Consider the following 12,168-nt stretch of genomic DNA (forward strand, 5'->3'; position numbering starts at 1 on the left):
TGTGTTCTCGTCGCAAGACGTGGCAAGGTAGATAGTCGATGACCGAAGGACGACACGACATGACCGCCCAGCCGCGCCTCCTCGGCGGCCGTTATCAGGTCGGGGAGCTGCTCGGCTATGGCGGTATGGCCGAGGTCCATCGGGGTCGCGACCTGCGGCTCGGCCGCGACGTCGCGATCAAGACGCTGCGCACCGACCTCGCTCGCGACGCCACGTTCCAGCTGCGGTTCCGCAGGGAGGCGCAGAACGCCGCCTCCCTCAACCACCCCGCGATCGTCGCCGTCTACGACACCGGCGAGGAGCGCGGTCCGGCGGGCGAGGAACTGCCGTACATCGTCATGGAGTTCGTCAACGGCCGCACCCTCAAGGAGGTGCTGGCGGCCGAGGGCCGGCTCATGCCCCGACGCGCGCTGGAGATCACGGCGGACATCTGCGCCGCCCTGGAGTTCAGCCACCGGCACGGGATCATTCACCGCGACATCAAGCCCGGCAACGTCATGCTCACCCAGACCGGCCAGGTCAAGGTCATGGACTTCGGCATCGCCCGGGCGCTGGCCAGCGGCGCGACGACCATGACGCAGACGTCGGCGGTCATCGGCACGGCGCAGTACCTCTCGCCCGAGCAGGCCCGCGGCGAGCCCGTCGACGCCCGCAGCGACGTCTACGCGACCGGCTGCGTGCTCTTCGAGCTGCTGTGCGGCCACCCGCCGTTCGTCGGGGACAACCCGGTGTCGGTGGCGTACCAGCACGTGCGGGAGGACCCGCGTCCGCCGAGCACCAGCAACCGCGACGTGACGCCCGACATCGACGCGGTGGTGCTCAAGGCGCTGGCCAAGAACCCGCTCAACCGGTACCAGAGCGCCGGGGAGATGCGGGCCGACGTCATGCGCGCGGCGGCCGGCCGGCCCGTCTCGGCGCCGCCGGTCATGTCCGAGGACGAGATGGCCGCGGTCATGGCCCAGCAGGCCACGCAGTACCGCCCGCCGCCGGCCTCGCGCCAGCCGGCCCGCGCCAACCAGCGGCAGAAGCGCAAGAGCTCCACCGGGGTCGTGGTCGCGCTGACCATCCTCGGCCTGCTCGCGGTCACCGCACTGGCCATCGGGCTCTACCTGGCCAACCAGGAGCCGCTCGTGCCGGTGCCGGACCTCACCGGGCGCACCCAGGCCGAGGCCGTCACGGTGCTGCGCCAGTCCAACCTCAACGGCGACCCGCGGCAGGGCCCCACGGAGAATTGCCAGGCCGGCAAAGTGGTCAGCCAGACCCCGGACGCCGGCAAGCGGGTAAAGCAGGGCTCGCAGGTCGACTACGTGATCTGCGGCGCGCCCGCGATGGTCGCCGTGCCGACGCTCGTCCGCCTCAGCAAGGAGGACGCGGTCCGTCAGCTGCAGCAGATGAACCTCGTCCCCGACGTGCAGCAGCGCGACGCCGTCGAGCCCCTCGACCAGGTCGTCGCCTCCGAGCCGCCCGCGGGCCAGCAGGTCAAGACCGGCTCCACGGTCACGATCTACGTCTCCAAGTTCAACCAGGCGAACCTGCCCAACGTCCTGGACAAGGACGAGGACGCGGCCAAGCAGGCACTCGCCGCGGCCGGGTTCACCAACGTGACCACGCAGCCGGTGACCGTGACCGACGACTCCAAGGTCGGTCAGGTGGTCGGCATCAACAAGACGATCAACAAGGTGTACCCCAAGACGGAGCCGATCGTGATCAAGATCGGTCAGGCCGGCGGGCCGACGACGAACCCGTCGGGCTCGCCCAAGCCGAGCGGCAGCACGACGCCCTGATCAACTCGTAACCCACAGTGCCCTGTGGATAACTGGCCAGTTATCCACAGGGTTGTGCACAGCCTCTCGGGTCCCGAGGGGTGTCAGGCGAAGGCGGCGACCGGCCGCCGCCTCGATCCCGCGACGCGGGGCCCGCTCGAAGGCGGCGACCCGCAGTGCCGAGGGGTGTCAGGCGAAGGCGGCGACCGGCCGCCGCCTCGATCCCGCGACGCGGGGCCCGCTCGAGGGCCGCGGGCAGGCCGCAGTGCCGAGGGGTGTCAGGCGAAGGCGGCGACTCGTCGCGCCTCGACCTCGGCGACGAGTTCCGGGGCCCGTTCGAGGGCCTCGGGCAGGCCGCAGGCGGCCAGCCAGTTGGCGAGCATGAGGTGGCCGCCCTGGGTCAGCACCGACTCGGGGTGGAACTGCACGCCCTCGATCGGCAGCTCGCGGTGGCGCATCGCCATGACGACGCCCGACTCGGTGCGGCCGGTCACCTCGATCTCCGGCGGGAGCGTGTCCTCGACGACCGCCAGCGAGTGGTACCGCGTGGCGATGAACGGGTCCGGCAGCCCGGCGAGGACGCCCTGGCCCTTGTGCTCGACCAGCGAGGTCTTGCCGTGCAGCAGCTCGGGCGCGCGGGTCACCGTGGCGCCGAACGCGGCGCCGAAGGCCTGGTGGCCCAGGCAGACGCCGAAGATCGGGAGCTTGCCGGCGTACTCCTCGATGACCGCCATGCAGATCCCGGCCCGCTCCGGGGTGCCGGGGCCGGGCGAGAGCAGGACGCCGGCCGGGCGGGCGGCGCCGACCTCGGCCACGCTGATCTCGTCGTTGCGCCGGACGTCGCACTCCACGCCGAGCTGGCCCAGGTACTGGACCAGGTTGAAGACGAAGGAGTCGTAGTTGTCGATGACGAGGACGCGCAAGGGGGCTTCCTAACTCGGTAGCACCAGGGGCGGGGTCGTGGTGGCGGTGGCGGCTGGGGCCGGGTGGCTGGCCGAGGGCTTGGCCGCCGGGCTCTCGACGTTGCTGTCCGCGCCGGGGTCGTTGGTCTCGACCTGCACGTCGTCGAACGGCAGGATCGGCTCGACGGCGGGGAAGACCTCGTACCACAGCACAGCGCCGACGCCGGCGACGAGCACGGCGGAGACGAGCGCCTTGAGCTGCCACTTCCGGAACGGGATGTGCCGCCAGATCCAGGAGTACACGCGCTCAGCCCTTCAGCTCGGCGGGATCACCGTCGGCGACGGGCTGGGAGCGGTCGAGTTCGGCGTGCACGACGTAGCGCTGGTAGTTGTTGAACTTCGGGTTGCAGGTGGTCATGGTCAGCATGGCCTTCGTCGGCGTCTCGCCCGGCTTGTCCGGGACGGGCGCCACGACCTGCACCGCGGTGGGCAGCACGATTTCGTGGCCGACGACGCGGTAGACGTACCACGTGTCGGCGGTCTTGATGACCACCGGATCGCCGGGCTTGAGCTGGTCGAGGTCCCACCAGATGGCCGGCGTGCGGTGCCCGGCCATGGAGAAGTTGCCGACCTGGCCCGGCAGGGCGGTGTCGGGGTAGTGGCCCGGCGCGTAGCGGATGTCGGCCGGCGTGACGCCCTGCACGATCGCCCACTTCTTGTTGAGCCGGGGGATGTGCACGGAGGCGATGACGGCGCCGTTGGGCGGCTTGACCGGCGTGACGGCCGAGCTCGGGCCGACCGTGGGCTGGTTGGCCCACTGCTGCTCGAGTTGGTGGTTGAGCTCGTCCTGGTGGGCGTCGACGATGGCCGACTTGCCCCACACCTCGTAGCCCGCGAACAGCAGCACGATCAGGCCGAAGGTGATGAGCACCTCGCCCGTGCCGCGGCTGATGGCGCGGACCACCGAGCCGAACGTCGTGCGCGTATATTCGGAGTACACGCTCCGGTACCCTTCGTCGGTGCGGACCGGGCGCAGCGGCACCACGATCGCGCCTTTCGGCGCGTCGGCTGCGTCCGGCGTGTCCTCGGGGGTGGGCACGGGAGGCTCGTCTGAGGGGGGCTTCGGTGGAAGTTTCTCAAGCACGGCGGTCGGGTCCGCCGGAGGTTCCTGGAATTTCGGAATATAGACGGTCTGCGCGGCGTCCGGGGCGACTTTCGGGATAATTGCGGTCGAGTCGGCGGAATCGGGCCGCGGCCCGTTCGGGAGCATGTGATCCGGGCGCACGGTCTCCGAGCGCATGTTGTCCTGGCGCGGCGAGCCCTGGCTGGGCGCGGCCGGGCGAGGCGCGTCGGCCGGGGGCACGTCGAGGCGCGGCATGACCGTGGTCGCGATGTCGTCCTGGTCGAGCGCTCGGTGTCGGGGCCGGTGATCCATGGTGCCGCCCCGGCTCAGGACCCGGTCCGGGCGGAGCGCAGCGCGGTCGAGCCGTCGTATGCGCCTGCGCGCACGTCGCCCTCCAACCTGACCTCGTAGCCGAGCCCGAAGGTATCGGCGGCCTCGCTGAACAACCGGACCCCCTCGGACGCGTCGAGCGCACGCTCGAGTTTTGCCTGGTCGCCGATGGCGGCGATTTCGAACGGCGGAGAATACACCTGGCCGTCGAGCAGCAGGGTGTTACCAACGCAGCGTACCGCGCTCGTCGAGATCACCCGGACTCCCATCAGCGTCATCGCCTCCGCGCCGCCGGCCCACAACGCATTCACCACGGCCTGGACGTCCTGCTGGTGAACCACCAGGTCGTCGACGGTGGCGCCGGGCGGGCGGGTGCCGTCGGCGCGCCTCGGGGCATCGTTGAGGACCACCACGACGCCGGGCCCGTGCACGGCGGTCAGCCCGGCGGCGGCCTGCTCTTCGTCGCCGCGTTTTCGTTCGTCGTCAACCTGCCCGTCGGCGCCGGCCTGGGCCCGCTGCTGGGCGTCGATCTGGGAGCGCAGGCGGGCCGCCCGCTCCCGCGAGTCGGCGATCTCCCGCTTGCGCTGACCGATCAAGTTGGTCAATTCCGGCCGGCGGTCGTCGCGCAGATCGGTGCCGTGGGCCGTCGCGGCACTCAGGGAGAAGAGCATCCCGGCCACCGCAAGCACCACCGGGGTCAGCACTGACCAGGCAAAACCCCGCCTGGAGCGACGGCGGGGCAGCATAGCGCGGCCGAGCCGCCGCAGGGCGCGAGACCACGAGGAGCCGCCTGATGTGTACTCCACCACGCCCCCTCCCCGCGGCCGCGTGCCGACTTGACTACGCTAGTCGCAGAACATTATTCAGGCCGACGCTGGCGGAGGTGGCGGCGTCACGTGGATAGTGTTGGCCAGACGACCCCTCCAGGAGAGCGCCGTGCCGAAGTCGACAGTACGCAAGAAGAAGGTCTACACCGCGCCGGCGGAGCTCCGGCCGGCTGAGACAACCGCCGCCCGGCGCCGCCCGAGCCCGGTATGGGTGCCGGCCCTCGCGGTCGCGTTCGTGGTCATCGGCATTGCCTGGCTCGTGACGTACTACCTGACGCAGGGTTTCTTCGACGTCGACTGGCTCTCGGCGCTCGCTGATCTGCGGTACTGGAACCTGGCCATCGGCTTCGGGTTCCTGGTGGCGTCGCTCGCCGTGTTCTCCAAGTGGCGCTGAGTCGCTGAGCGGATCGCCCCTCGGCTCGCCGCCGAGGGGCTCTCTGCGTGCGGCTCGACCTTCCGCGGCTCGCCGCCACGGCCGCGGTTCACGCTCTGCTTGCGCCCTCCCCGGGCGGGCCGATGATCCCGAGGCCGCCGTCGCGATGCTGGCCTGCGGCCGGCATCGGCGCGACGCACTCGGTCGTCTTCGGCCGCGCCAGACCTCGAGCGGCGCTGCTGCAGGCGTTCGCGGTCCAGCCTGTCGGCGTGTCGCGTCGGCTCTGGTCCGAGTACACCCGATTTGGGGTCATACGCACAGATTCGGCGCGCTCATCCCGAACTGAACCTGCGCTCGCTCTTCGCCGATATGTCCGCCACTTCGTGACGGACATATCGGATTTTTCGGTTATGACCGGTTTTGAGGGGCGAGGCTGAACCTGGCGCCGTCTGCGGCCGGCGCGCCATCCCGCTTCGTGACCGCTTCACGAGCGGAAACTTGTCACAAACGGCGCCCTCGGCGTGACCCCGCGTGCGCGGTGGCCTAGCGTTTGCTGCGACCAGGTTCACGTTACCCACGGGTAACAAAGGGGGCTAAGGTCTTCTGAGGAGTTGCAGGCCCGGGGACCGTGGGAGGCTTCGGCATGGGTGCAGTGCAGATCGTCGCGACCAGCGTGGCGGCGGCGATCACCATCGTCGCGATAGGCCTGGTCGTGCGCACCGTGCGGCGGATGCTCGCCGTCGTGCGGCTGGGTCAGCCCGACCCCTCCCGCTCCGGCGAGCGTGGCCTGCGCCTGCGCAACATGCTCGCGGAAACCCTGGGGCATACCCGGATGCTGCGCTGGACCGTCGTCGGGGCCGCGCACTGGTTCGTGATGATCGCGTTCATCGCGCTGTCGTCGCTGGTGCTTGAGGCGTACTTCGAGGTCGTCAAGCCCGGCAACGGCCTGCCGCTCATCGGCGGGTGGGACGTCTACGGGCTGGTCACCGAGTGGATCGGGGTGCTCGGCTTCATCGGCATCCTCGTGCTGATGGGCATCCGGCTGCGCAACCTGCCGGGCAACGCCAACCGGCGGTCGCGGTTCACCGGGTCGACGATGTGGCAGGCGTACTACGTCGAGTACACGATCCTCGCCGTCCTGATCTGCGGCTTCTTCATCCGCGGCTTCAAGGCCGCCAACGACGAGCTCGAGTGGCCGGTCTGGGCCGCGCCGGTGAGCCACGCGCTGGGCTCGGTCCTGCCGGCCTGGCCCGCTGCGGTCAGCCTGATCGCGATGGCCAAGATCGTCGTGTCGATGGCCTGGGTCATCGTCATCGCCAGCAACATAACGATGGGCGTGGCCTGGCACCGGTTCCTGGCCTTCTTCAACATCTACTTCAAGCGCGCGCCCGGGCGGAAGGGCTCGGGGCTCGGGGCGCTGCGCCCGATGACCAGCGAGGGCAGGCCGCTGGACTTCGAGGAGGCCGACCCGGAGAAGGACCAGTTCGGTGTGGCCACCGTCGAGCAGTTCAGCTGGAAGGGCATGCTCGACTTCACCACCTGCACCGAGTGCGGGCGGTGCCAGTCGCAGTGCCCGGCCTGGAACACCGGCAAGCCGCTCTCGCCGAAGCTGCTCGTGCTCAGCCTGCGCGACCACGCGTACGCCAAGGCGCCCTACCTGCTCGCCGGCGGCGACAAGGCGACCGAGGAGGCCCTGGCCAAGGTCGACGTGCTGGCGCTGGCCGAGAAGGACCGGCCGCTGATCGGCGGCATGGACGAGAACGGCGTCATCGACCCCGACGTGCTGTGGTCGTGCACCACCTGCGGGGCGTGCGTCGAGCAGTGCCCGGTCGACATCGAGCACGTGGACCACATCGTGGACATGCGGCGGTACCAGGTGCTCATCGAGTCGAACTTCCCGACCGAGGCCGGCGTCATGCTGCGCAACCTCGAGAACAAGGGCAACCCGTGGGGGGCGGCGCAGTCCACCCGCGACGACTGGACCAAGGGGCTCGGCTTCGAGGTGCCCAACGTCGCGGAGCTGGACGAGGGGGACTTCGAGTACCTCTTCTGGGTCGGCTGCGCCGGCGCCTTCGAGGACCGGGCCAAGAAGACCACGCGGGCCGTGGCCACGCTGCTGCACGAGGCCGGGGTCAAGTTCGCCATTCTCGGCCAGGGCGAGACCTGCACCGGCGACCCGGCGCGGCGCATCGGCAACGAGTTCGTCTTCCAGATGCTCGCCCAGCAGAACGTCGAGACGCTCAACGAGGCCGGCGTGAAGCGGATCGTGGCGACGTGCCCGCACTGCTTCAACACGCTGTCGAACGAGTACGGGCAGCTCGGCGGGCAGTACGAGGTCATTCACCACACCCAGCTGCTGGCCCAGCTCGTGGCGGCCGGCAAGCTGACGCCGGTCCAGCCGCTCGACGGGTCGGTCACGTACCACGACCCGTGCTACCTCGGCCGGCACAACCGGGTGTTCGCGCCGCCGCGCGAGGTCCTCGGCGCGATAACCACCGTCGGGCCGTCCCACGACGGCGCGGGGCTGGTGGAGATGGACCGGTTCGCGGAGCGGTCGTTCTGCTGCGGCGCCGGCGGCGCCCGCATGTGGATGGAGGAGCGCATCGGCAAGCGGATCAACGTCGAGCGGGTCGAGGAGGCGCTGTCGACCGGCGCCAAGACGGTCGCGGTGGCGTGCCCGTTCTGCCTGACGATGCTCGGCGACGGCGTGACCGGGAAGAAGTCCTCGGGCGCGGCGCCCGAGGACGTCGAGGTCGTGGACGTCGCCTCCGTCCTGCTGAGGGCCGTGCAGCAGTAGGGTCTTGGCACCACGGACGTCGGGATTCCTCGCGGGAGGAACGGTCGCGGGTTGCACGGACCCGAGCAATGGAATTCGGCTCTTGGGTTTTCTAACGCTGGCCGATGACGTTCATGGCCAGGCCGAGCGCGACCAGGACGGCCGCGGCCGTGGCAATGATGCGCAGGCCGCGCAGGCTCTCCGCCCAGGCGGCCTTGCGCGCGCCCGGAACGAGGGCCTTCGTCTTGACATAGTCCAGGCGCGCCCGCTTCGCCCGCGTGCCGGCGCTGCCCATCGCAATGCCGGCCGCGAGCGTGACGCACGCGACGATCACCGCCGCTCCCATCGAGGCCTCCTCTGTGCCGCGCCCTCGCTGCTGGCATCAGCATCAGCGCTGCTCAAGTCGGCGCAAAGCCCCCGAAAGAAGGAGGGTGATCCACGTATCTCGATCTTCGCGTGGCTCGTTTGACTTCGGCCGGGTCGCATGATCCTCGGGCGCCTTCGGCAGGTCTTGGGTTCACGTGGAACAATCGGGGCACACCTGAGAGGACCATCGCGCGAGCGTGTTGACCACACTGTTGCCCCTTTTGGCGTTCGCGCTGCTCACCGCGGCGAACGCGGCCTTCGTCGCCGCCGAGTTCTCGCTCGTCACCGTCGACCGGGCCGAGATCGAGCAGCAAGCCAACGCCGGCGACCGCAAGGCCCGTACGGTCCGCCAGGCCCTTCGCGAGCTGTCGTTCCAGCTCTCCGGCGCTCAGCTCGGCATCACTCTCGCCGGCCTGCTGACCGGCTACCTCGCCGAGCCGGCGCTGTCGCGGCTGTTCGAGCCGCTGATCCGGCCCGTCTTCGGGTCGATGACCGAGGGCGCCGGGCACGCCATCGGGCTGATCGTCGCCACGCTGCTGTCGATGCTGTTCGGCGAGCTGGTGCCGAAGAACGCGGCGCTGGCCAAGCCGATGCCGCTGGCCCGGGCCACCGCCGGGCCGCAGCGCATGTTCTCGCGGTTCTTCTCGTGGCTGATCACGCTGCTCAACGGCACCGCCAACTGGGTCGTGCGGCGCCTCGGCGTCGAGCCCCAGGAGGAGCTGGCCAGCGCCCGCTCGCCCGAGGAGCTCGGGCTGCTCGCGGCGATCTCCGCGCAGGCCGGCGCGCTGCCGAAGGAGACCGCGGTGCTGCTGCAGCGCACGATCCGCTTCGGTGACAAGCGGGCCGCCGAGGCGATGACGCCGCGCGTCGACGTCGTCTCGCTGCGCGCCGACGCCACCGTGGCCGACCTGCTGGCCACCTCGGTGCAGACCGGGTACAGCCGGTTCCCGATCTACGTACAGACGCTCGACCAGGTCACCGGGGTCGTCACCGTCACCGACGCGCTGAGCGTGCCGCCGGTGCGCCGGCCGACCACGAAGGTCGCGTCCGTCGCCCGCGAGCCCGTGTTCGTGCCCGAGAGCCTCGACCTCGACGGAGTGCTCGAGGCGCTGCGCAAGGGCAACTCCGACGTGGCGATCGTGGTGGACGAGTACGGCGGCACCGACGGCGTCGTGACCGTCGAGGACCTCGTCGAGGAGCTGGTCGGCGAGATCGCCGACGAGCACGACGTCGAGGAGGAGCCGACCACCGCGCACGGCATGCCCGACCTCACCGCGCCGGGCGCGGAGCGGACCGTGCTCGTCGACGGCTTGCTGCGCGAGGACGAGCTGGCCGAGCTCACCGGGTTCCACGTGCCGCCCGGGCCGTACGAGACGCTGGCCGGGTTCCTCATGGCGCGGCTGGGCCACATCCCGACTGTCGGCGAGACCTGGAACGAGGACGGCTGGGAGTTCACCGTGGTCGAGGTCGAGCGGCGGCGGATCGAGCAGGTGCGCGTCATGCGCCCGGAGGTGCCGGCCGAATGATCCAGCTGGTCATCACGATCCTGCTGCTGCTCGGCAACGCGTTCTTCGTCGCCGGCGAGTTCTCGCTGATCGCCTCGCGGCGCACGGTGATCGAGCCGATGGCGGCCACCTCGCGCCGCGCCCGCACCGCGCTGCGCGCCATGAACGAGATCCCGCTCATGATCGCCGGCGCCCAGCTGGGCGTCACGATCTGCACGCTGGGCCTGGGCGCGCTGGCCGAGCCGGCGCTGGCCCACGGGCTGCGCGGGCCGTTCGAGCTGCTGCACATGCCGGAGCGGCTGGTCCATCCGGTCGCCTTCAGCCTGGCGCTGGGCGTGGTCGTGTTCGCGCACACCGTCGCCGGCGAGATGGTGCCGAAGAACCTGACGCTCGCCTCGCCGGAGCGGGCGGTGCTGTGGCTCGGCCCGCCGATGTACGCGTTCTGCATGGGCACCAAGCCCCTGCTCGTCGCCATGAAGTGGGCGTCGCGCACGATCCTGTCGCTGTGGCGGATCGAGGCGACCGGCTCGGTCAAGACGGTGTTCACGGCCGAGGAGCTCGCCGGGCTCGCCGCGCAGGCGACCACCGAGGGGCTGCTGGCACCGGAGGAGCACGCCCGGATCACCGGCGCCCTGGCGCTGTCGCAGCGGACCGCGCGGGACGCGCTGCGGCCCTGGGCGGAGATCACGACGGTCGCCGAGGACGTGTCGCCCGCCTCGCTGGAGGTGCTCGCCACCCGGACCAACCGGTCGCGGTTCCCGGTCGTGGAGCGGACCAGCCGGCGGGTGCTGGGGTTCGTGCATGTCAAGGACGTGCTCGGGTTCGTCGGGCCGCAGCGGCGGGCGCCGATCCCGCCGGAGCTGATCAGGCCGCTGGGCATCGTGCCGCCGAGCCGGACGCTGGCCGAACTGCTGCTGGCGATGCGCCGGGAGCGCCAGCACATCGTGCTGGTCAGCGACGGTCGGGTGCCGCTCGGCGTGGTGACCCTCGACGATGTGCTGACGGCGGTCGTCGGCGGCGCGACGGCGGCGCAGCCGGCCTGAGCCGTCGTCGCTCGTTCGGGTGGCAGCGATTCGGATTTTTGTGGACTTTTGGCATGATGTCCGTTTATGCGCCGACGGTTGGGGTTGTACGCCGGTCTGGTGGCCGTCGTCGCCGCGGCGTTCCTGATGGCGCACTGGGCGGGCGCTCCGCCCGCGGGCCGGCTCGGTGCGCCGCTGCACGGCTCGTCGCCCGGCATCGGTTCGGCGCCGGGCGCATCCGCTTCCGTGTCCCCGCCGGCGATGAGTGCGTCGCCACATGCCGATACGACGCTGCGGTACTCGTTCGACGGCGGGCTCGGCGAGACCGTCGCGGACGTGGCGGGGCGGCTCCCGCTGCACGTGCGGCGGGCCGAGGGCGGGGAGCTCTCGGCGGTACCGCATGACGGCGGACTGGCCGTGCGCTTCCCGGCCCGTTGTGAGCACTACGGCGCGCAGAGTTGCGCGCGGGCCATCCTGCAGAGCGGGCCGGCCGGATTTCTCAATCCGGGCCGCGGAACGTTCGTTTTCGGGGCCAGTGTTCTCGTCGGTGCGGATGAGACTTCCAAGGGCGCCAATGTTGTCCAAAAAGGGTTCTCGGTCGGTGGCAGTCAGTTCAAGCTGCAGGTCGACGGGGAGGCCGGGCAGCCCAGTTGTGTGATTGTCGGCACCGGTTCACGTGCCATTTATGTAGCGCTGGCATCGCGGACCGTCGCTGACTCGCGCTGGCACCGGGTCGCGTGTTCGCGCGGTAACTCCCTGCTCACGGTGGTCGTGGACGGCGTGGAGGCGGGACGCACCGCTATTCCCTCGTCACTGTCCATAGCGAACGACGATCCACTGTGTATTGGGGGCAAGGGAACCAGTGCGAACAACGATCAGTTCGTCGGCGTAATCGACGATGTGTTCGTCACTCGAATCGCGTGACCTTTGGAACAAATCGGACAAGAATCTTGTCTTGACTTGAACCTGGGAACCCGGCCCCCTTAACGTGAATTCCCGTCGGCTGGATGTCCGCGCCCACCACGGGCGCGCCAGGCGGCACCGCCGAGTCGAATCCGAGCCGGGGACCCATCCAGCTCAATCGGGGTGAATCCGCGCGAACAGCATGCGCGGTAGGGCGACCTTCCCGCCCGAACCCGTCAGCTAACCCGGTAGGCGGCCATGGAAGAAGGAGTAACTCC

The 12,168-nt window shown here is 70.3% G+C and carries 11 protein-coding genes and 1 riboswitch; of the genes, 6 read left to right on the plus strand and 5 right to left on the minus strand.

Annotation, left to right across the window (positions count from 1 at the left end):
- The first annotated feature begins 59 nt into the window (after positions 1 to 59).
- On the plus strand, positions 60 to 1,784 hold the full coding sequence (gene pknB, locus ACQEVU_RS51075) for a Stk1 family PASTA domain-containing Ser/Thr kinase (RefSeq protein WP_433339729.1): 1,725 nt from the start codon (positions 60 to 62) through the stop codon (positions 1,782 to 1,784).
- Positions 1,785 to 2,041: 257 nt separating this feature from the next.
- Here pknB and ACQEVU_RS51080 read toward each other — a convergent pair whose 3' ends face one another.
- The 4 genes from ACQEVU_RS51080 to ACQEVU_RS51095 form a co-directional block, all read right to left on the minus strand.
- Entirely contained in the window at positions 2,042 to 2,686 is a 645-nt protein-coding gene (locus ACQEVU_RS51080; protein ID WP_433337786.1) for an aminodeoxychorismate/anthranilate synthase component II, read from the minus strand.
- 9 nt (positions 2,687 to 2,695) lie between these two features.
- A complete protein-coding gene (locus ACQEVU_RS51085) occupies positions 2,696 to 2,968 on the minus strand; it encodes a hypothetical protein (RefSeq protein ID WP_433337788.1) in 273 nt (90 codons plus the stop codon).
- 4 nt (positions 2,969 to 2,972) lie between these two features.
- A complete protein-coding gene (locus ACQEVU_RS51090; protein WP_433337790.1) occupies positions 2,973 to 3,764 on the minus strand; it encodes a class E sortase in 792 nt (263 codons plus the stop codon).
- Positions 3,765 to 4,114: 350 nt separating this feature from the next.
- Positions 4,115 to 4,924: a DUF881 domain-containing protein gene (locus ACQEVU_RS51095; protein ID WP_433339730.1), complete on the minus strand. Its 810-nt coding sequence runs from the start codon at positions 4,922 to 4,924 to the stop codon at positions 4,115 to 4,117.
- Between the two features lie 130 nt (positions 4,925 to 5,054).
- Between ACQEVU_RS51095 and ACQEVU_RS51100 the strand changes: the two genes are divergently transcribed.
- Together ACQEVU_RS51100 and ACQEVU_RS51105 are read left to right on the plus strand one after the other, a co-directional pair.
- Positions 5,055 to 5,339, plus strand: a complete 285-nt coding sequence (locus ACQEVU_RS51100; RefSeq protein WP_433337792.1) for a cell division protein CrgA — start codon at positions 5,055 to 5,057, stop codon at positions 5,337 to 5,339.
- 622 nt (positions 5,340 to 5,961) lie between these two features.
- Positions 5,962 to 8,115 (plus strand): (Fe-S)-binding protein, encoded by a 2,154-nt coding sequence (locus tag ACQEVU_RS51105; RefSeq protein ID WP_433337794.1) that lies wholly within the window; start codon positions 5,962 to 5,964, stop codon positions 8,113 to 8,115.
- A 91-nt stretch (positions 8,116 to 8,206) separates the two neighbouring features.
- Here ACQEVU_RS51105 and ACQEVU_RS51110 read toward each other — a convergent pair whose 3' ends face one another.
- The gene (locus ACQEVU_RS51110; RefSeq protein ID WP_433337796.1) at positions 8,207 to 8,440 is read right to left on the minus strand and encodes a hypothetical protein; all 234 of its coding nucleotides are present in this window, start codon (positions 8,438 to 8,440) and stop codon (positions 8,207 to 8,209) included.
- A gap of 220 nt (positions 8,441 to 8,660) precedes the next feature.
- Between ACQEVU_RS51110 and ACQEVU_RS51115 the strand changes: the two genes are divergently transcribed.
- From ACQEVU_RS51115 to ACQEVU_RS51125, 3 genes are all read left to right on the plus strand, one after another.
- Positions 8,661 to 9,986 (plus strand): hemolysin family protein, encoded by a 1,326-nt coding sequence (locus ACQEVU_RS51115; RefSeq protein ID WP_433339731.1) that lies wholly within the window; start codon positions 8,661 to 8,663, stop codon positions 9,984 to 9,986.
- Positions 9,983 to 11,008 carry a hemolysin family protein gene (locus ACQEVU_RS51120; RefSeq protein WP_433337798.1) on the plus strand — a complete coding sequence of 342 codons (1,026 nt, stop codon included), beginning with the start codon at positions 9,983 to 9,985 and terminating at the stop codon, positions 11,006 to 11,008. The genes ACQEVU_RS51115 and ACQEVU_RS51120 overlap by 4 nt, the downstream gene beginning before the upstream one ends.
- Before the next feature lie 99 nt (positions 11,009 to 11,107).
- Positions 11,108 to 11,911, plus strand: a complete 804-nt coding sequence (locus ACQEVU_RS51125; RefSeq protein ID WP_433337800.1) for a LamG-like jellyroll fold domain-containing protein — start codon at positions 11,108 to 11,110, stop codon at positions 11,909 to 11,911.
- Between the two features lie 108 nt (positions 11,912 to 12,019).
- A riboswitch (cyclic di-AMP (ydaO/yuaA leader) is annotated at positions 12,020 to 12,160 on the plus strand.
- The last annotated feature ends 8 nt before the right edge of the window (positions 12,161 to 12,168 follow it).

Source organism: Dactylosporangium sp. CA-139066 (genome assembly GCF_050936175.1).
Lineage (GTDB): Bacteria > Actinomycetota > Actinomycetes > Mycobacteriales > Micromonosporaceae > Dactylosporangium.

Coding starts and splice junctions, on each gene's coding strand:
- pknB (WP_433339729.1), top strand. CDS start 60: ATGACCGCCCAGCCGCGCCTCCTCGGCGGCCGTTATCAGGTCGGGGAG.
- ACQEVU_RS51120 (WP_433337798.1), top strand. CDS start 9,983: ATGATCCAGCTGGTCATCACGATCCTGCTGCTGCTCGGCAACGCGTTC.
- ACQEVU_RS51105 (WP_433337794.1), top strand. CDS start 5,962: ATGGGTGCAGTGCAGATCGTCGCGACCAGCGTGGCGGCGGCGATCACC.
- ACQEVU_RS51110 (WP_433337796.1), bottom strand. CDS start 8,440: ATGGGAGCGGCGGTGATCGTCGCGTGCGTCACGCTCGCGGCCGGCATT.